Source organism: Globicatella sulfidifaciens DSM 15739 (assembly GCF_900167405.1).
GTDB lineage: Bacteria > Bacillota > Bacilli > Lactobacillales > Aerococcaceae > Globicatella > Globicatella sulfidifaciens.
In genome coordinates, this window is sequence record NZ_FUWO01000003.1 from 76,410 (window position 1) to 97,354 (window position 20,945).

The window sequence follows — 20,945 nt, forward strand, 5'->3', positions numbered from 1 at the left end:
TGGTGTATAATATTAACAATGAAAGGGATGGTGAAATTATGCAAACTTTAGACGAAACAATTATGTTTAAATTAGATGATTTAAATAAAAAGACTGTTCGTGAGACACTTGAGCAAGTATATGCTGCTTTAGAAGAAAAAGGGTATGACCCGATTAATCAAATCGTTGGATTCTTACTATCTGGAGACCCAGCATATATTCCGCGTCATAATGATGCGCGAAATTTAATTCGACGTCATGAACGTGATGAAATTTTAGAGAAAGTATTGACTTATTACATTACCCATCAAGATAAAGAATTATAATGGCAAAATATAAACGAACTATGGGACTAGATGTTGGCAGTCATACCGTAGGAATTGCGGTTAGTGATTTATTGGGATGGACTGCTCAAGGTTTAGAAACTATTAGGATCGATGAAACCAGTGGCGATTTTGGTTATCCAAGAATAATGAGTCTGATTAAAGAATATGATGTCGACACCGTCGTGATTGGATTACCTAAAAATATGAATAATACTGAAGGACCACGAGTGGAAGCGAGTCGTTCCTATGGCGATAGATTGAAAGATTTAATGCCAGAAATAAAGATTGAGTTTCAAGATGAACGTTTAACTACTAGCCAAGCTGAAAGAATGTTAATCGATGAAGGGAATGTTTCAAGAAAGAAACGAAAACAAGTCATTGATAAGCTAGCGGCAGTGATTATTTTGCAAAATTATTTAGATAAGAAGAGTAAATTATAAAGGAGCAATTATTTATGCCACATACACACGATCATCATGAACACGATGAAAATGAGTATATTACGATTATTGATGAAGAGGGAAATGAATCTTTATACGAGATTTTATTTACTTTTGATTCTGATGACTACGGTAAAAGTTATGTTTTAGTTTATCCTGCAGGCGCATCAGACGATGAAGATATCGAATTACAAGCATTTTCATATGTTGAGCAAGAAGATGGCACTTCTGGTGCATTAGGTCCAATTGAAACGGATGCTGAATGGGATATGGTTGAGGAAGTCTTAAATACATTCTTAGCTGAAGAAGACGAATAATAATTTTTTAATAACTTTAGTGCAATCATAGAATTTATAAATAGTTAGTCAAAATTATTTTTAATCAAGTATGATGGAGTAGAGTCTAATCCAATTTTTATTACTAAAATTGGGTTCTCTGCTCCTTTTAGTTTTTATATCAATATATAACAACAATTTGTAACTGTTTATTAATAGCTATCATTTTCAAAATTTGATATAATTTTTAAAAAGCCTTGTAGGAGGTACTAAGTGGGTAATATAGATTGGAAAAAATTGAGAGAAGAAGCTAAAAAACGTGAAACTCTTAGTTTAAAAGAAGAAAAATGGACAAACCGAATTGTAAAATTCATCATATTAGGGATTACAATCACCTTACTCTTAACAATGGGTGGGTTTTATTGGTATTATTCTCAATCTTTAAAACCTGTAAACCTTGATAATAGTGAAAAGGTTGAAGTGACAGTCCCTATCGGTAGTTCAAGTTCAGATATTGCTAATTTATTAAAAGAAAATAACTTAATTAAAAATGCTGAGATTTTTAGATTTTATATGAGATCAAAAAACTTATCTGACTTACAAGCCGGAACTTATGAATTTAGTCAAACTATGGATGCTGATCAAATCATCGAACAGTTAAAAGCGGGTGGTAAACCAGTTTTCGTGGATGTGGATAAAAAGATTACGGTCATAGAAGGTATGCAAGTTAAAGACATCGCAAAACTAGTATCTGAAAATACTTCCATCACGGAAGAAGAATTTCTAAAAACAGTTAATGATGAAACTTTTATCGATAGTTTAATTACCAAATTCCCTTCATTGATGGAAGGAATTAAGGAACATGAAGGGGTACGTTATATCTTAGAAGGATATTTATATCCAGCAACGTATGATTATATAGCCGGTATGAGTGCTAATGAATTAATTACTAAAATGGTTGAAACGGCGAATTTACGTTTCCAAGAAGTACGCGAACAAGTAGACGTTCATTGGATGACCTATCATCAAATTTTAACACTAGCTTCGATTGTTGAACGTGAAGGCGTAACGGATGATGATCGGGCGATGATTGCCGGGGTATTCTTTAACCGTTTGGAAGCAGGGATGCCGATTCAAAGTGATATTACCGTACTCTATGCCTTAGATAAGCATAAAGAATTTGTAACGATTGAGGATACGCAGGTAGATTCACCTTATAATCTTTATATGTATAATGGATTGACCCCAGGGCCGATTAATTCACCAAGTATGTCCGCGATACAAGCAGTGCTCAATCCAACATGGAATGATTATTATTACTTTGTGGCGGATTTAGATACCGGTGATATTTATTATTCTGCCACTATTGAAGAGCATGATGCCTTGGTTGAAGAATATGTCAATAAGCGTCAAGAATCGATAGAACGGGCTCAAAGTGAGAATGAAAATGAATCAGAATCACCAGAAACTACTACATTATCACCAGAAAATGAAGAAACTATGCCAGAAGTAGTTGACGAATCATCAGAATAATGGTTTAATGTTAGTGTTATAAGCAAATACGGTTAAAATTTAGTTATATTTTAACTTGAAGGTTGGTCGAGAAATCTCGCCAACCTTCCTTTATATTTTAATTGGGGGTAATTCAATAATGTCCAAGAGACCAATTGTCATTGGTGTATCGGGTGCGTCAGGTAGTGGAAAGTCCAGTGTTAGTAAACGCATTTTAGAAATTTTTTCTGAAATGTCGATACTTGTATTGCAACAAGATTTTTATTATAAAGATCAAACACATTTACCATTCGAAGAAAGATTAAAGACCAATTACGATCACCCATTAGCATTTGATAACAATCTGTTTATCGAACATCTAGAAAAACTAATGAAGGGTGAAACAATCGATAAACCGGTTTATGATTTTGCCAACCACACCAGAAGTACGGAAACAATTCATCAAGAGCCACGAGATGTAATTATTGTTGAAGGCATCTTGATCTTGGATGATAAAAGAGTAAGGGATTTATTAGATATTAAAATTTATGTTGATACTGATAGTGATATTTGCTTAGCTCGTCGAATTTTACGCGATATTAATGAGCGTGGCAGAACCGTTGATTCAGTGATTAATCAATATGTTGAAGTGGTTAAACCCATGTTCCATCAATTTGTTGAGCCCACTAAACGTTATGCCGATATCATTATTCCAGAAGGTGGTTATAACCAAGTGGCCATCGATTTATTAGCCACAAAGGTTAGATCTATTTTAGAAAATTAAATTTACAAACATATAGGAACGTGTTATGATAACACTAAATTTTGACATTAAGTTGTATTAGGAGGAGACAGATTGGAAGAAAAAGTATTTCCAATGACACAAGAAGGGAAAGCTAAATTAGAAGCTGAACTGGAAGAGTTAAAAGTAGTAAAAAGAAAAGAAATTATCGAACGTATTAAAATCGCTAGAAGTTTTGGGGATTTATCTGAAAACTCAGAATATGAGTCTGCTAAAGATGAACAAGCATTCGTCGAAGGACGTATTTCAACTTTAGAAAATATGATTCGATTTGCAGAAATTATTGATGATAAAGATGTAGCTGATGATGTTGTGACTTTAGGACGCGCCGTTACATTTATTGAATTACCAGACGGTGAAGAAGAAACTTATACGATCGTGGGGAGCGCCGAAGCAGATCCATTAGAAGCTAAAATTTCAAATGAATCACCTATTGCAGTTGCTTTATTAGGAACCAAAGTGAATGATACGGTAACAGTGGAAACACCTGGTGGCTCATTTGACGTAAAAGTAGTAAAAGTTTCAAAAAAATAGTAGTTATTTAAGAAGTGAAGGATACTGTTTTTATCGAATAGTATGCTTCACTTTTTTTATTTTCCGACTAAAGTCTATTGAGTCTTTTACCAAATTAATGGATAATAAACTTGTATAATATAATGGAGGTGCACTATGCGTAAATGGTTAAAAAAATATATCTGGGTTTTTGTGGCTATCTCATTAGCGCTAGTTGCTTTTGATTTATTTAGTAATATTCGCAATTTTCTATTTTTTATAGGTGCGATTGCGTTAATGGTTGGGTCTTTTTTTATTCCAGTAGGTATTAAACGAAATATATTATTCTTTTTAGGATTATTTATTTTAAGTAATGTTTTAATCGATTCGTATGCTTTTTTAGGCTTTATGTTAATCGTTTTATTATTATTAGCCATTTTTCAAACGAAAGAAGGGAATGAAATAATTTGGTTTCGTGAATCATACATTTATCCTTTTAAAAACAACAAAGCTTATGTCGGTGTTAAAGTTGTAAGACCTCAGATTGAACAACGTAGTTTAGTCTATAAAAAATCAATTGTTAAACAATATGAAGAAAAAGAAATATTTGAGTGGGATGATATTAATATTGTGGCGCTTGGAGGCGATTCGATTATTGATTTGGGACGAACCATCTTACCGGAAGGAGAAAATGTGGTGGTTATTCGTAAATTATTCGGACGGACACGAGTCATTGTGCCTCACGAAATAGCGTTGAAAATGAATATCAGTTTAATCAACGGACGAGTTATTTACGAACAAGATGAATTTTCATTGTTAAACGATAGTTTTTTATGGGAAAGTCCAGATTACCAAAAAAATAATCGAAAACTTAAAATTATGATTTCTTCTGTTTTTGGAGACGTGGAGGTCATTCGCTTATGACATTACGTTTATGGTTTAAATTATTTATCTCTCATTTTGTGATTTTGATGACAACGGTGATTTTGTTATTGGTAGTGTTAATTGAAGGTATGCAAATCATGGAGTGGTCGGTGTTAACCTATAATATTTTTTGGAACTTTAATTTATGGGGAGTCATATTAAGTTTTATACTGATTGTCTCATTATTTTGCTCTTTTGTGTATTCGATTGGTTTGAGTGAACCCTATGAAAATATCCACGCGAAAATTAATTGGTTAATATTAGGCAAATATCAACACCCAGCATTTTCAACTGAGAAAAAAACACCTAATTGGTATGAACCTTATAAGGTAGTGGATGAAGATATTCGAACGTTAAGAGATAAAATAGTCCAAATATCAACAGACTTACAAGAATTTTCAGCGGCTCCTACCTTTGTTGGTACCGAAACTAAAGAAGAGATTATCGAACAGGAACGCCAACGGATAGCTCGAGAATTACATGATTCGGTGAGCCAACAGTTATTTGCATCAATGATGATGTTATCTGCAATTAACGAAACCAGTGCCAAAGAAATGCCACAACCCACGCAAAAACAATTAGCTAAAGTTGAGGAAATTATTAATAATGCTCAAACTGAAATGCGCGCCTTATTACTACATTTAAGACCGATTGAGCTATCCGATAAATCTCTAAAAGAAGGAATTACTCAATTATTAAAAGAGTTAAAACCTAAAATCCCTCAAGTCGTTTACTGGGAATTAGATGAGATTCGCTTAGAAAGTGGCATTGAAGATCATTTATTTCGAATTGTTCAAGAAGCGATATCCAATACCTTAAGACATGCACGAGCAACCAAATTCGAGGTTTATTTACATGAAATAGATGACAATGTGCAATTAAAAATCATCGATGATGGTAAAGGATTTGATACTAAAGCCAATCAAAAAGTTGGCAGCTATGGTTTGACCAATATGCGTGAGAGAATCGCAAGTCTTGGGGGCATCATTCAAATTAACAGTCTACCAAATCAAGGGACTGTCATTGATATTAAAATACCAATTAACAGAAAGTAGGGGAATGTATGATACGAGTTTTAGTAGTAGATGATCATGAAATGGTGCGCTTAGGAGTGACATCTTATTTAATGGTTCAACCCGATATAGAGGTAGTAGCCGAAGCAGAAAATGGTCTACAAGGATACCAAAAAGCGCTAGAATTGAAACCTGATATTATTTTAATGGATTTAGTGATGGAAGTAATGGATGGTATTGAAGCTACCAAAAAAATTGTGGCCGAATGGCCAGAGGCGAAAATTATTATTGTGACATCATTTTTAGATGATGAAAAAGTATTTCCAGCAATGGACAGTGGTGCCAGCGGATATTTACTCAAAACCTCATCTGCGAATGAAATAGCAGATGCGATTCGTGCTATTTATCAAGGTGATACAGTCATTGAAAAAGAAGTTTCAGATAAAATATTAGATAAACAATACTCTGATAGTCTACCTAAACTGCATGATCAACTCACCAGTCGTGAATTTGAAGTGTTATTGTTAATCGGTGAAGGCTATTCAAACCAAGAAATCGCCGATGAATTGTTTATTACCCTAAAAACAGTTAAAACCCATGTTAGCAATATCTTATCAAAATTAGAAGTAGAAGATCGGACCCAAGCAACCATTTATGCGTTTAAACATAACTTAATCAAACCTTAAACGGATATTCTACTTATATAACAATATTTTATATACTATTTTTTCCAAATTGACTTTTTACCCTACAAAAAGCGCTTTAAAAGGAGTATAATAGAACTCAGTAAATAAAAATGTTAGAGGGAGTTATAATCTATGCAAATTATGGTTAATCCAAAAGCTGCCCAATGGTTTAAAGAGGAGGTAGGATTGAATGAAGGATTTGGTATCCGATTTAAAACGAGAATCTATGGCAAAAGTCCAATTAATGATGGTTTTACAATTGGAATTGAGCCCGATCAACCATTAAATCCGATAGCTTCTACAGTAACAGATAATGGAGTACAGTTCTTTATTGAAGAAAATGATCAATGGTATTTTGAAGGCTATGATTTAATAGTCGATTTTGATGAAAAGTTGCAAGAGCCAAAATATGTCTATAAAAAATATAATTAGTAGGATGAGGTAAAATGGAAAAAACATATTCAAATTCTAAAACGGGTAATATTGTTAAATTAGGATTATTTTTTGCATTAGTCTTTATTCAAACATGGGTACCTTTTTTAGGTAATATTAATACACCTTTATTATCTGTGACAATTGTTCATGTAACCGTGATTGTCGCAACGCTTTGGTTAGGGATTAAAGAAGGTGCTTTAGTTGGAACATTTTGGGGGATTAATAGTTGGTTAAGAGCCTTAATTATGCCGAATTCATTAATGGCAGCAATGGTATTTAATTCACCAATTATTTCAGTCTTACCACGATTTTTAATGCCTTTAATTATTGGTGCTATTTATTATAATTTAAGCAAAAATCTACAAAATTCGAAGATCGTCCATATCTTATTAGGCGCCTTAGGTTCCTTACTTAATACAGCTATTGTGTTAGGATTTATTGGTTTATTTAGAGCCAATGGGGGTATGCAAGCTTTAGGTGCAGATACATCAGCCCATTTATGGAAAGTCTTATGGGGGATTGTCATCTCGAATGGGGTGCCAGAATTCTTATTCTCTGGAATTGTGACACCGCCATTACTAGCGGCCGTTAAATATAGTTCAAGAAGAAAATAATGATATAAAATAATAGCTAGTGGGGAGATGCTTTGATTAGCATCTCCCCACTAGCTATTTTAATGCTTAAATAAGTTTTTGTTCAATTAAAGATTCAGCAATTTGAATGGTATTAGTCGCAGCGCCTTTTCTTAAATTATCAGCAACGACCCAAAGATTAAGTCCATTCGCAACTGATTCATCACGGCGAATACGACCAACAAACACCCCATCATGATCCGTTGCTTTTGATTGTAGGGGATAAAGATTATGTTGTGGATCATCTTGCACGATGACACCGTCTAAATCATTGAAGGCTTGACGAATATCATCTAAAGAAAATGATTGTTCTAACTCAATATTAATTGACACTGCATGGGAAGTATGAATGGGTACCCGCACACAAGTAGCTGTTATTTTTAAGTCTGGTTGTTCTAGAATTTTTTGCGTTTCTTTGATCATTTTGGTTTCTTCTTTAGTATAACCATTTTCTAGGAAAGTATCGATATGTGGTAAGACATTATCATTGATTGAATAAGGAAACTTATTGGTTTCATGATTTTCTAAATCACTAATTCCTTCTTTACCAGCACCTGAAACTGCTTGATAGGTAGTATAAACAATCCGTTTGATGCCATAAGGTTTTAAAGCAATTAAAGGCACTACCGATTGGATAGTTGAACAATTAGGATTGGCAATAATTTTACTATCGGCCTTTAATGCTTGAGGATTCACTTCAGGCACTACTAAAGGGACCGTGTCATCCATGCGCCATGCTGAACTATTATCAATGACGAAGACACCATTTTTGGCGGCAATTGGCGCATATTTTAATGAAGTTTCGCCTCCAGCTGAAAATAAGGCGATCTCAATAGGAGCCTTTAAAGAGTCCTCAGCTAATTCTTGAATGGTGACGGTTTCGCCTTTATAAGTTAATGTTTTTCCTGCAGAACGTTTTGAAGCAAACAAAAAGAGTTGATTCACTGGGAAATTTCTTTCTTCCAAGACTTGAATCATTTTGCGTCCAACAACACCTGTTGCTCCACATATTGCAACATTATATTTTTTTGTCATGATGATTCCTCCTCCATGCTTTATAAGCATACCGATAATATTAAAAATACTATAAATAGAAAATAAGTCAAGTAAATATTAGACATTGATTAAAAAACAATCTTATTCAAGATAACAGTCTTTTTTTCTTTATCCTTTAATATTGTTTGACTTATACCTTAATGACTGTTATAGTAAACTCAATCGAATAAGTTTTTGTGCGAGGCGCGGATGACAAGAGTACCTAAAAGGGAAAGGGGATTTCGCCGAAACAACAATATTGTTGTTGGGGGCAAGCTGAATAAGTTTGTCACTGTTCTAATTAACCGTCCAGTTAATTAGAAAGTGCAATCATTAACTAGGACAGGGAAAATCAGACTATTTATATTTGACGACCGCGAACCTAGATGTTTGTGGTCGTTTTGTTTATATGGAGGAAAAATATGAAACTTGAAACTTACCAAAACATTGTCAATGGTGAATTAGTTCACTCTGGTCATTCTTATCAGGAGTTAGCGAATCAATATGGAACACCTTTATATATTTTTGATGAAGCTAGTTTTCGCAAAAGAATAGAGTCTTATACAGCAAATTTTCACTCAGACTTGTTTGAGACACAAGTGCTATTTGCTTCTAAATCCTTATTGACGAAAGCGATAGCCAAAATAATCGCAATATCGCCATTAGGACAGGACGTCGTCAGCGCAGGTGAAATCTTTGTTGGTTTAGCGGCCGGAGTGAAGCCTGATAAAATGTATTTTCATGGCAATAACAAATCGGATGAAGAGCTAGTGTATGCCTTACAAAATGAAGTAGGGACGATTGTAATAGATAATCGCATGGAGGCCAGTCGTTTAGAACAAATTGCTGAAAAATTGAATAAACGACCGAAAGTACTATTGAGAATTAATCCAGGTGTGGAAGCTCATACACATCAATATATACAAACAGCTAGTTTAGACTCCAAATTTGGTGAAAGTATTTTTGACGAACAAATATTTGAATTCATTACCCAATTACATGAAAGTCAGTTTTTGAATTTTGTTGGATTTCATAGTCATATCGGCAGTCAAGTCTTTGATCGTGAGTCCTTTTTTAAAGCGTCATTGGCCATGATGGAATTTGCTCAAACATCACAAGAAAAAACGAAATATCGGATTACTGAAATCAATTTTGGCGGAGGTTTTGGGGTTTACTACACCAAAGAAGACCAGCCCTTCGAGATGGCAGAATTTTTACCTGAGTTTGTGCAAAATATTGAAAAAGAAAGTGTCAGACTAGGTTTAAAATTAAATAAAATTTGTATCGAACCTGGTCGGTCTTTAGTGAATGCCTCTGGTAGTACTTTATATCGAATTGGTGATTTGAAAGACACTGTTAGTGGCAAACATTATCTATTTGTTGATGGCGGAATGAGTGATAACATTCGACCAGCGTTGTATCAGGCTCAGTATGAAGCAGCTATTACTAATAAAATTACCGAACCCGCAACAATTGAGTATACTGTCGCTGGTAAAGCTTGCGAAAGCGGCGATAAATTAATTGAAAACATAACACTGCCACAAGCAATAACCGGTGATTTATTATTAGTCAATGGAACTGGGGCCTATAATTATACAATGGCTAGTAATTACAATCGACTCGCACGCCCAGCCATGATTCATATTGATGGAGCGCATCATCGATTAACCGTTAAACGGGAAACGTTTGAAGATATGATGAAAAATGAATTGGATTAAAATATACATCCATTAACAGATTTAATACATTATTAAGCATTAAGATTACTTGAATAGCAGAATGATAAAAAAAACTGAAATAAAAAAATTATGCTCAAAACGTAATAGAGTGATAGCCAAACCATTGGGACAATCTAATTAAAAGTTGAAAAACCTTCGCCTTTAAAATAAGGGGATAAAATAGAAAAAAAGCAAAAAACGCTAAAAAGGCGCTAAAGTCTCTAAAAATCTAAAAACGCTAAAAAAGCTAACACGCTAAAAACGCAACATTTCTGACAACAATATCAAGGAGGGAATTAAAATGGAAATATTTACAGGATCTGCAGTAGCATTGATTACACCATTTGATGAAACAGGTGCCATTGACTGGCCAGCTTTTGATGCATTGTTAACCTTCCATTTAGAAAATCAAACAGATGCATTAGTCATAACGGGAACGACTGGTGAAGTGTCTACATTGACAGACGAAGAACAAATTAATCTTATTAAACGTGCGGTTGAAGTAGTAGAAGGAAAAATTCCGATTATTGCCGGGACAGGTATTAATGATACAAGACATACCATTGAATTAAGTATTAAAGCACAAGCGGTGGGAGTCGATGCCTTATTATTAGTAACTCCTTATTATAATAAAGCGAATCATCAGGGCATGTTATTGCATTTTACTAAAATTGCTGATGCTGTCTCGATTCCGATAATTTTATACCATGTGCCAGGTAGAACTGGGGCAACCTTAACAGTTGAACAAGTTGTTGAATTAGCACAACATCCAAATATTGTAGCTATTAAAGATGCAACGGGCGATTTAGCCTATACCAAAGCTTTAGCCAACCAAGTTGATTTAGAACAATTTTCTATTTATTCTGGTAATGACGACCTGATTTATGACATTTTAGATCTAGGAGGCAAAGGCGTCATTTCGGTTTTAGCGAATGTTTTACCACAAGAAACGCATCAAATTTGCCAAAGCTATTTTGAAGGAGATACCGAGATATCGCATCAATTACAAAATGATTATGCAACATTGATTAATAGTTTATTCGCAGAAGTAAATCCTATTCCAGTAAAATACATGATGCACTTAATGGGTTATAACCAAAATGCCTATCGTTTACCATTATGGGAACCGAGTGAACAAGTTAAAAAAGAACTCGAAAGTTTGTTACCAGTAGTTAAGCATTATCAAAAGGGAGAGTAAAGATGAAAGTAATAATCATTGGATCTAGTGGCGCAATGGGACAAGCAATTATCCGATATGCCGACAACACACAAGATATTGAAATTTATGCCGGATTACAAAAGAGTCCGGAAAAAGATGAATTATTTCCAGTTTTTTATAATTTTAAAGAGTTAGCAGAATATGTAGCAGGACAATCAATTAAACCTGATATAGTCATTGATTTTTCTTCACCTGCATTAACTAACGAGTTGTTACAATTTGTGAAGGAACAACAATTACCTCTTTTACTAGCTACCACTGGTCTTTCAGACGACCAACTAGCTTTAGTAAAAGAGACTAGCAAATATGTACCTATTTTTGACACCAATAATACGAGTATCGGAGTGGCTGTCGTTCAAAAGACGATTTATCAATTAACCAAAACATTATATCCATTAGGCTATGATATTGAAATTATTGAAAAACATCATCGCTATAAAAAAGACGCTCCTAGTGGAACTGCACTAATGTTACTAGAAGCGGCACAACAAGCAATTGAAGAGACAACAGAAGTTATTTATGGTCGCAGTGGAATTGGAGAAGGGCGCCCACATTCAGAAATAGCGGTCCATGCAATTCGGGGTGGTGATATTGTAGGGGAACATATTGTCTTATTTGCCAATCATCATGAAGTCATTGAAATAAAACATCAGGCAAACAATAAAGAGTTATTTGTGCAAGGAGCCTTAGCTTGTTCTGAATTCTTATTACAACAAACCGCGGGTCTATATACCATGAGTGATTTGATGCGCTAGGTTAATAATATCGCAACAGCATTATTGGCGAATTTGGTCAATTAAATATCAGTAACATAATAAATGGCATAAAACACGTAAGAAAGACGCTTGTTTTATGCCATTTTTATGATGAAAGGGTTGCTAGCAATCACCTTTGAAAAACAGCTAGCTTTAAAATAGTGGAAAAATTAGCAGTGGGTCTTGTTTTACTTTCATTTAAAGACACAGCGCGTTATGAATTAGTTGCTAACTATTAAAGAAATAAAAATAAGATTGCATTAATATTAATTTTCTAGTTCAAATCTTGACTAGCTTTCATAATAAAGATACGATTGAAATGCTAGTCAAATTATTATAATAAGGATGAACAAATAACTTATGAATAAGATAAAACAAACCGATGTTTTTTTCCCATTTTTAAATGGCTATTTAATTTATGCTATAATTTCAATCTTTACACAACAACAATATGGTTTATACGGAAATTTAGATAATGATTTTTCTTTTTTGATGGTCATTATTAGTTGTTCAGTGATCACTGGGGGACTATTCTTATTTGAAAAACTATTTAAATTAGAAGCATGGCGTGAACGTTTATTTATCATATTATTCATGCTCTTTTTTAATATTTTTGCTTTTAAGAGTAAAAGTATGATGGTTACTTTAGGTTCAATGTTAGTGCTATTTGTTGCTTATTTATATCGACGCCTCAATCAAAAAAGATATGGCGATATCTATTTATTGGGCATCATCCTGCTAATGCTAATGGCCATTTATTTTATGTTTAATCCGTCAGAGGTTGCGATAGCGGAAAAATTTTTAGTTGAATTAACTAAAAATGATAAAAATAGTTTGATGGTCATCCTGTCATCAAGTGTTTTATTAGGAGCGTTATTATTTTTCAAAAACAAACTACGATGGTTAGAAAAATTCAAAAAACACCTGCCCCTAGTGGCGGGAATGATATTCGTGTTGCAAATTATCCTACTTTCAACCATCATGATTGCAAAAGTCAAAATATTTGAGACACCGACTTTTGATATGGGGATCTTTACGCAAATGTTTGCCAATATGAAAAAGGGGGTGGGACCGGTCACGACGCTTGAACGTGATCGTCTTTTATCTCATTTTTCAGTCCATTTTTCACCCATCCATTATTTATTATTACCAATTTATTCAATCTTTCCGTATGCAGAAACGTTAGAAGTTAGTCAAATAATATTGGTGGCGTCTGGTGTTGTTCCGGTTTATTTAATTGCGAAACGTTTGTCTTTCAGTCAGACTTTAGCTTATCTATTATTATTAGCCTATTTATTATTCCCTAGTTTGACGACAGGACATTTGTATGACTATCATGAAAATTGTTTTTTAGCACCATTGCTGTTATGGTTATTTTATGCTGTTTTAATTGAGAATAAAGTTTTAATTGTTTTATTTACCATTTTAACTTTAATTATTAAGGAAGATGCTACGATTTACATTTTGAGTTTAGGGATTTATTTTTTATTCCAACAATCGTTTAACTTTACCAAATCAACGAAATGGATGATTGCGATTTTTTGTTTATTATTGCCTTCACTTTATTTTGTCAGTGTCATTCATTATTTAGAAACGGTTGGTACCGGGGCGATGACATCACGTTTTGGTAATTTTATGATTGGTGATCAAGAAGGATTAAAATTTGCTGTGATGAATGCATTAAAAAATCCGGTCTATACGATTGCCAGTGTGTTTACCTATCGAAAAACAATTTATTTAGCGACTTTATTATTTTCATTAGGCTTATTACCATTATTTCAAAAATATTTGATTAATTATGTATTATTATTGCCATTATTAGTGATTAATTTATTGAGTGACTGGCCTTACCAAGTGGACTTATTTAAGCAGTATCATTATGGTTCCAGTACCTTGTTGTTTTTATTATTGATGATTGCTGTTTATGAAATGCTTAAAGATCAACGAAAGACTTTATCGTTGACGGCCAAAAGATTGCTAGTGTTTGCTCTAATTGTCTCTTCAGGCTTACAAATACGATTAATATTACCTAAAATGGATAAATGGCAAACCTATCAAGAAAATCAAGTTCACTATGAGGGCATAAAGACTACTTTAGCTAACATACCAGCAACAGCTAAAGTCGCTTCCCTCTCTAATTACACAACAGCTCTAGCTGACCGCCATGAAGTATATGATCTTTTTTACCATAAAAATGGAGAGGTTGATCATGAGCTAGATTATATTGTGTTTGAATATAACTTATTAAATAATAACAGTAAGGAATCTAAAATTGTCAATCAATATATGGAACAAGGGTATGTCAGCAGTGATTTATCAAGTGATTTTATTTTAATTTTAGAAAAAGACAATCAACCTCTTAATCAAGAATAGGATTGGAAAAGCTAGACACTTACGTTAGCCAAAAGTAGTTTAAGCCAAATAATGATGAGGAGTTCAGGGGACTTAAAAGGTTTTTATCCATTAAATTTTATATTCATTTTTTTCTAGGGTAAAATATGGTAAAGTTTAATCATGGTAATTTTTTTCGAAAGGGGTAATTACAATGAAATTATCTGTAGTTATACCGATGTATAATGAAGAAGAAATGATTTTATTGACTCATGAAACGGTCAGTAAAGTGTTAACAGAAATAAGTCAACAATTTAAAGCAAAACGAAATAAAGAAGTTGAGTTAGAGTTTGTTTATATCAATGACGGTAGTAAAGATAAAACATTACCACTATTAAAAGAGCTGGCTAAATCTGATAGTCGTGTAAAATATATTAGTTTTAGTCGCAATTTTGGTAAAGAGTCTGGTATCTTAGCTGGCTTTCAATATGCAACTGGCGATGCAGTCGTTTTAATGGACGGCGATCTCCAACATCCACCCCAAGTAGTGGAAGAAATGCTGACAGGCTATTTTGAAGGGTATGATATCGTATCTGCTCGTCGATCACGAGAAGGAGAAGGCAAGATTGATTCCTTCTTTTCACAACACTTTTATAAAGTATTCAATAGTTTAATGGATGTCCATATTTCTGAAGGGGTCTCTGATTTTCGTCTCCTGAGTCGTAATGTTGTCGATTCTATTTTAAGCTTACCGGAGTATAATCGTTTTACCAAAGGCCTAGTGTCTTGGGTAGGGTATAAAGAAAAGATTATCGAGTATGAAAATCAAGTTCGTGAGGGCGGTTCAACTAAATTTGGCTTGAAGAATAAATTGAATTATGCGATCGATGCTTTTTTATCATTCAATGATAGACCCTTACGAATTTGTGTCAATTTAGGATTAATTTGTGTCTCTTTAGGCGTATTATATTTATTATGGCATTTTATTATTTGGTTAATTGATCCGAGTCGTTTAATTAGTGGCTATTTCACCACTTTATTTGCGATTGTATTATTTGGTGGGGTGCAATTAATCTCGATTGGAATTTTAGGTGAATATATAGGGAAAATTTACTATGAGGTCAAAAGACGCCCGCACTTTATTGTAGAAGAAACTAATATTCAAGGAAAAGACAAGGAACTGAGATAGTGGAACAAATAACAAAAAAATTTAATCAATTATATCAAACAAAAAAAGGACTCTATATCCTAAGTTTTATTTTACCAATTGCGATTATGTTGGTCGTATGGGCCTTTATGGGAGTTTACCCATTTGGAGACGAAACCCTAATGTCAGTCGATTTTGGACAGCAATATATCGACTTCTTCCGTTTGTATAAACGGACACTTTGGACAGGGGATTTAAGTAATTTATTTTATTCATTTTCTAAATCAATTGGTGGCACAATGATTAGTAACTGGGCTTACTATTTAATGAGTCCATTTTATTTAATCTACGCGCTATTTCCAGCGGGTGAATTTCGCTTAGCAACGACTATCATTATTGGTTTACGTTATGGCTTTATTGCCTTATCATTCGCGCATTTACTCATTAAACGTTACAATGGTCATTTAAATGATCGTCGTTTCTTAGTGCCATTGTTGTCAACCGTTTATGCTTTAGCAGGTTTTTTAGTTGCTTATCAAATGAATATCATTTTTTACGATGGGATGATCATGTTACCATTGGTCATTTTAGCCCTAGAAGAAGTATTAGACGGTGGCAAAGGATATAAATTTGCGTTAATCATTGCCTTAACTTTATTCTTACAATATTATATGGGCTACATGATTTGTTTATTCGTTATCTTATATACGATATTTTATATGTCGAGTCGCCAATTATTCAGTAAAACTTCCTTATTACGTATTTTAAGAGCGGCCATCTATGCTATCTTAGGGGCAGGGATGGTGATGTGGTTATTATACCCTGTTTTTATGGACTTATTAATTTCTAAAGGTGCGTATGGTAGTCAATTAACTTTCGAGTGGAAGATGCAAATCAATCCTCTAGATGCTCTGGCAAAATTAATGATTGGTGCTTTTGACAGTCAATCGTGGCCAGCAGGACCTAATTTACCCAATATCTTTGTCGGTAGTTTAGGATTATTTGGGACGGGTGTATTCTTTGCGAATCGCTCCATCTCTAAAAAACAAAAAATAGCGGCTATATTTGTTTTTGCGGTCTTTTTCATTTCAATTGTCAATTTATTTTTCAATAAAATTTGGCATATGGGGCAAACACCGGCTGGCTTCTTTTATCGATTCTCATGGATTATTTCATTCTTCATGGTCTTATTAACGTATCGTGGCCTTCATAATTGGCGCAGTGTCAGTTGGCCATTAGTGATGGTTTCATCGGCCTTTATCTATTTAGCCGCTGAATGGACCTATTCAAATGAATTTTCATTTTTCAATTTTGATGCAACGAGTGAAGTAGTGCCATTATTGGAAAATTATTTAGCATTAATTTTACGAGTGTTAATCGTGTTGTTTATATTCTCATTGTACAAATACCGTCATATTGGACGACAACGATTAATATCAATGATAGGTGGTTCAGTCCTAATCTTTATTGCCGTTTCACTATTAAATCATTTTGGTTATTTAGTTAAATTACAAACTTTATCACTTACGATTTGGATTTTTGTACTTTTCGTTTTAGCTTTTGGTTTTAAAAAATCAAGTTATTTAGTGATTAGTTTACTCACAATTTTTGAATTAGGGCTTAATGCTTATATCGTTCAAAGTCGAATGAATTATGACGATGCCTCAAAATTTAGAGATGCACAATTATCCGTTTTACCGGTAATCGATTTAATTCGTCCAAGTAAAGAGGGAGAATTTTACCGTATTAATAAAATGTTTGAGCGAAGTAAAAATGATCCCTTCATGTTTGATTATCCTGGTATGACTCATTTTAGTTCAAATATGGAACGATCCACCTTGAATTTCATGACAGCCGTAGGAGATTCAGGCAGTAATGCTTCGAGCTTCTATGGTAACGGAACTGCCTTTATGGACGCTTTCTACGGCATTCGTTATGTAGTAGATTACCAAGATTATACGAATGATGATGTCCAACAATATCCTAATCGTCGTTTCTTCCATCGTAATTCTACCCGTAGTGATTTACTCGATTATTATCAATTATATTGGGAAGATGAACGCTTTAAAATATATGAAAATCAGAATGTATTGCCAATAGCTTTTGGTGTTAATGAACAGACCGTGAATTTAGAAATTCACCCTAACCAAGTTGCCCATACGAACAATCAAATTTTATCGGCTATCAGTGGACAGGAATTGCAAGTCTTTAAATCATATCTGTTTGAAAACATTGAATTAATCAATGTAAAAAAAGAAGAAACAGCTTCTGGTAAAGTTATTTATAAAAAGATAGATGAAAGCCAAGAAGGTGAAATTAAATTTACCTTTACGCCACAAACAGATGCGACCTATTATATTAACGCGCCTTTAGCCTTAAAACGTCAAAAAGGTGGTAAGACTGAAATTAAGTTGAATGGTCGTTGGTATGATTATCAACATTCATTTGATGGTCAGCAATTATGGAATATTGCCAATAAACAAAAAGGCCAAACACAAGAAATGGTCTTAACGTTAGGAACGACGAAGGAACTTGATTTAACAGATATGTACGTCATTACAGCTGATCAAAGCATTAGTGAACAAATCATCGCACATCGTAAACAACAAGGGATGAAAGTGACCGAGTGGGGGAATACCTTAATGAAAGGGACGGTTAATATTACCGATGATAGTCGTTATATGATGACTTCGATTCCCTATAATCAAGGTTGGACCGTGACCGTTGATGGCCAAGAAGTGCCAATCAAAGAGACCTGGGGTGCTTTTATTTCATTCCCAATTACTAAAGGAACTCACGAAATTGAAATGATGTTTACACCAGACGGTTGGAGTATTGGTTGGATGATAACAGGTGTTTCAATTTTTGGCTTGATAGTGTATAGTTTACTAGAGAAAAATAAAAGAAAGCCTGTGGTAAATGGATGAGAAAATTATTCGAACAAATTATTAAATTCGGTATCGTAGGCGTCATTGCAACAGTAATTGATTGGATCATTTTTTATACTTTATTTAATGCATTTGGAGTGTGGTATATTTTAGCGAAATTTATCGCTTTTGTCATTGCCACCATCTTTAATTATTATTTAAGTATGAAATATGTTTTTGTTAGTAAATATTCAGAAACAGAAAAAGGCCGTGAATTTCAATTGTTTGTATTATTAAGTGTCATCGGCATGTTGATTACTTTAGCTTTATTATGGTTTACAGTTGAAATATTAGGGATTAATGCCAATTATGCTAATATAATGGTCGCTGTTGTAGTGATGTGTATCAACTTTGCCATGAGAAAAATTTGGTTAGAACAAAAATAGATTGGTAACTCGATTAATAAAAGAAAGTAGAATAACACTGAAATGGTTTTATGTTAGGAGCTGAACGGTTAAGAAAACTCCTTAATGGGTAGAACTCCTGTTATTCAAAATCGATTGTTAATCGAGTTTTTATTTGATAAAGGGCGATGGAATTTATTTGAAAATGAATGTAAAATATAGGCAATCACAATTTAATTATTTGGGTGATTTACAGAAGCGGTCAATTGAATTTTTATCAGCTAAATTGGATGTAGAAGGTGAAGGATTGGAAGAGAAAAATAAAACTTATGGATTATTAACGGCTATTGCGATGATTGTTGGAACCGTAGTGGGATCGGGAATTTATTTTAAAGCAGATGATATTTTGTCATTTACCGGCGGCAATGTTACCTTAGGAGTCCTAGTTATTTTATTAGGTGCTGTTAACATTGTTTTTGGAAGTTTAACGTTGGCACAACTAGCATTGAGAACCACTACTAGTGGTGGACTGGCCGGGTATGCTGAAATATACTATAATCAGACCTTTGCCACTGTCATAGGCTTGTTCCAGTCCTTTATCTATATCCCCGTCATCACAACAGTGGTCACTTGGGTCGCTTCGTCCTATACATTAAGCTTATTGAAGCCCGACGCCAGTTTTGAAGCTGAAATTATATTAACGATTGTTTACTTATTTATTATTGCAATCATGAACTATTATTCGAAACAATTAGCCGGATTTTTTCAAAGCCTTTCAACCTTTATCAAAGTCATTCCGTTAATTATTATTATGATAATGGGGTTAATTTGGCAACAGCCGATACCAGCAATTCCTTCAAATTTACCAATCGTTGAACCAAGAGATGTAGGTTTTGGTTGGTTAGCAGCATTAGTTCCTTTAGCATTCACCTTTGATGGGTGGAATGTGGTCACGAATATTGCACCAGAATTAAAAAATGCCAAACGTAATTTACCATTGGCCTATATTTTGGGACCTATTTTTATTTTAGTTTTATATGTCAGTTATTTTGTCAGTTTAAATAATATTTTAGGCGAAACCTTTATTTTATCGACGGGCAACCATTCAGTTAATTTTGCCTTTAATATGATCTTTGGTAGAGCTTTAGGGAATGTCTTAATTATCATTGTGGTTATTTCAGTTTTAGGAGTAGCCAACGGCATGTTTTTAGCTAATATTCGTTTACCTCAAGCAATGGCTGAAAAAGGGTGGTTAAAGTCCGAATCATTAAAAAAATTACATCCACAACATCAACTATCGACTCATTCGACACTGTTAGTAATGGTAATCAATCTTCTTTGGTTAGTGATTCACTACTTTGTTTTTAAATATCAATGGTTGCCTAATTCAGATATTTCAGAAAGTGCCGTGGTCTTTAATAATTTATGCTTATTACCGATTTATTACTTAGTCTTCCAATTATATAAAAAAGGACAGATTAAAAATAAATTTTTTGGAATTATCGCCCCATTATTTGCGACTTTAGGCATTTTAGTAATCGTACTTGGTAATTTTATTCTAAATTTTAAAGCGGCCTTGATTACGTCGATAGTGGGAATCTTATTTATATTGTTATTTTGGTCATACGCTAAGCGACAACAAAGCTACCAACCGTGATAAAGGATTGCGATTGGACAAATACTTTGAAAATTCCATTAGTTCCAAATTTTTTATAGTGCAGTGGTTGAGGGAACTCAAATTGGGCCTTCAAGAGGATCAGTATAGGGTGGGCATCAACTAGATAAATATAGTCATGTTATTGTTTGTTAATTAAGAGCGCAGTGGTTTAATGGTTTCAAAATATGCAGTAGTGGGCAGAGGAAGTGATAATCGATTGATTTTCTACTTTTTCTGCCCAGTTTCTTTATATCGGATAATGTGATTATATTAACTAGGTGTGTTGTAAAATTAATTGCAACACTCAGTAATTTCTG

General features: G+C 33.7%; 20 protein-coding genes and 1 riboswitch. Of the genes, 19 read left to right on the plus strand and 1 reads right to left on the minus strand.

The annotated features are described in order from the left end of the window. Positions 1-38 precede the first annotated feature (38 nt). The 11 genes from B5D12_RS02475 to B5D12_RS02525 all read left to right on the plus strand — a co-directional run bounded on the left by B5D12_RS02475 (position 39) and on the right by B5D12_RS02525 (position 7,477). Positions 39-305, plus strand: a complete 267-nt coding sequence (locus B5D12_RS02475) for an IreB family regulatory phosphoprotein (RefSeq protein ID WP_066123963.1) — start codon at positions 39-41, stop codon at positions 303-305. After that, the gene (gene ruvX, locus B5D12_RS02480) at positions 305-745 is read left to right on the plus strand and encodes a Holliday junction resolvase RuvX (RefSeq protein WP_078755338.1); all 441 of its coding nucleotides are present in this window, start codon (positions 305-307) and stop codon (positions 743-745) included. The genes B5D12_RS02475 and ruvX overlap by 1 nt, the downstream gene beginning before the upstream one ends. 14 nt (positions 746-759) lie before the next feature. Then, on the plus strand, positions 760-1,062 hold the full coding sequence (locus B5D12_RS02485; protein WP_066123959.1) for a DUF1292 domain-containing protein: 303 nt from the start codon (positions 760-762) through the stop codon (positions 1,060-1,062). Positions 1,063-1,293: 231 nt separating this feature from the next. Then, positions 1,294-2,553, plus strand: a complete 1,260-nt coding sequence (gene mltG, locus B5D12_RS02490; RefSeq protein WP_078755339.1) for an endolytic transglycosylase MltG — start codon at positions 1,294-1,296, stop codon at positions 2,551-2,553. Positions 2,554-2,671: 118 nt separating this feature from the next. Then, the gene (gene udk, locus B5D12_RS02495; protein WP_078755340.1) at positions 2,672-3,295 is read left to right on the plus strand and encodes a uridine kinase; all 624 of its coding nucleotides are present in this window, start codon (positions 2,672-2,674) and stop codon (positions 3,293-3,295) included. Positions 3,296-3,367: 72 nt separating this feature from the next. Next, positions 3,368-3,847: a transcription elongation factor GreA gene (greA, locus tag B5D12_RS02500; protein WP_078755341.1), complete on the plus strand. Its 480-nt coding sequence runs from the start codon at positions 3,368-3,370 to the stop codon at positions 3,845-3,847. A gap of 135 nt (positions 3,848-3,982) precedes the next feature. Beyond that, positions 3,983-4,729, plus strand: a complete 747-nt coding sequence (gene liaF / locus B5D12_RS02505; RefSeq protein WP_078755342.1) for a cell wall-active antibiotics response protein LiaF — start codon at positions 3,983-3,985, stop codon at positions 4,727-4,729. After that, positions 4,726-5,784: a sensor histidine kinase gene (locus tag B5D12_RS02510; RefSeq protein ID WP_078755343.1), complete on the plus strand. Its 1,059-nt coding sequence runs from the start codon at positions 4,726-4,728 to the stop codon at positions 5,782-5,784. The genes liaF and B5D12_RS02510 overlap by 4 nt, the downstream gene beginning before the upstream one ends. Positions 5,785-5,792: 8 nt before the next feature. Further along, complete coding sequence (locus B5D12_RS02515) at positions 5,793-6,428, plus strand: response regulator transcription factor (RefSeq protein ID WP_078755344.1); 636 nt, start codon at positions 5,793-5,795, stop codon at positions 6,426-6,428. Between the two features lie 132 nt (positions 6,429-6,560). Then, positions 6,561-6,860 carry a HesB/YadR/YfhF family protein gene (locus B5D12_RS02520; RefSeq protein ID WP_078755345.1) on the plus strand — a complete coding sequence of 100 codons (300 nt, stop codon included), beginning with the start codon at positions 6,561-6,563 and terminating at the stop codon, positions 6,858-6,860. Between the two features lie 14 nt (positions 6,861-6,874). Then, positions 6,875-7,477 (plus strand): ECF transporter S component, encoded by a 603-nt coding sequence (locus B5D12_RS02525; RefSeq protein ID WP_078755346.1) that lies wholly within the window; start codon positions 6,875-6,877, stop codon positions 7,475-7,477. 66 nt (positions 7,478-7,543) lie between these two features. On the opposite strand, the gene B5D12_RS02530 is transcribed toward B5D12_RS02525, so the two are convergent. Further along, complete coding sequence (locus B5D12_RS02530; RefSeq protein WP_078755347.1) at positions 7,544-8,530, minus strand: aspartate-semialdehyde dehydrogenase; 987 nt, start codon at positions 8,528-8,530, stop codon at positions 7,544-7,546. Between the two features lie 191 nt (positions 8,531-8,721). Beyond that, positions 8,722-8,868: riboswitch (Lysine riboswitch) on the plus strand. An 84-nt stretch (positions 8,869-8,952) separates the two neighbouring features. On the opposite strand from B5D12_RS02530, the gene lysA reads away from it, so the two are divergent. From lysA to B5D12_RS02570, 8 genes are all read left to right on the plus strand, one after another. Then, positions 8,953-10,248, plus strand: coding sequence for a diaminopimelate decarboxylase (gene lysA, locus B5D12_RS02535; protein WP_078755348.1), 1,296 nt, complete (start codon positions 8,953-8,955; stop codon positions 10,246-10,248). A gap of 301 nt (positions 10,249-10,549) precedes the next feature. Beyond that, positions 10,550-11,446 (plus strand): 4-hydroxy-tetrahydrodipicolinate synthase, encoded by an 897-nt coding sequence (gene dapA / locus B5D12_RS02540; RefSeq protein ID WP_200802987.1) that lies wholly within the window; start codon positions 10,550-10,552, stop codon positions 11,444-11,446. Between the two features lie 2 nt (positions 11,447-11,448). Beyond that, positions 11,449-12,222, plus strand: coding sequence for a 4-hydroxy-tetrahydrodipicolinate reductase (gene dapB, locus B5D12_RS02545; RefSeq protein WP_078755350.1), 774 nt, complete (start codon positions 11,449-11,451; stop codon positions 12,220-12,222). A 360-nt stretch (positions 12,223-12,582) separates the two neighbouring features. Further along, positions 12,583-14,595: a DUF2079 domain-containing protein gene (locus B5D12_RS02550; protein WP_078755351.1), complete on the plus strand. Its 2,013-nt coding sequence runs from the start codon at positions 12,583-12,585 to the stop codon at positions 14,593-14,595. Positions 14,596-14,767: 172 nt separating this feature from the next. Continuing rightward, positions 14,768-15,742, plus strand: a complete 975-nt coding sequence (gene pgfS / locus B5D12_RS02555; protein WP_078755352.1) for a glycosyltransferase PgfS — start codon at positions 14,768-14,770, stop codon at positions 15,740-15,742. Continuing rightward, complete coding sequence (locus B5D12_RS02560) at positions 15,742-18,627, plus strand: YfhO family protein (protein ID WP_078755353.1); 2,886 nt, start codon at positions 15,742-15,744, stop codon at positions 18,625-18,627. Before pgfS ends, B5D12_RS02560 begins: the two co-directional genes overlap by 1 nt. Beyond that, positions 18,624-19,013, plus strand: coding sequence for a GtrA family protein (locus B5D12_RS02565; RefSeq protein ID WP_071408900.1), 390 nt, complete (start codon positions 18,624-18,626; stop codon positions 19,011-19,013). The genes B5D12_RS02560 and B5D12_RS02565 overlap by 4 nt, the downstream gene beginning before the upstream one ends. 163 nt (positions 19,014-19,176) lie before the next feature. Further along, positions 19,177-20,628, plus strand: coding sequence for an APC family permease (locus tag B5D12_RS02570; RefSeq protein ID WP_078755354.1), 1,452 nt, complete (start codon positions 19,177-19,179; stop codon positions 20,626-20,628). Positions 20,629-20,945 lie beyond the last annotated feature (317 nt).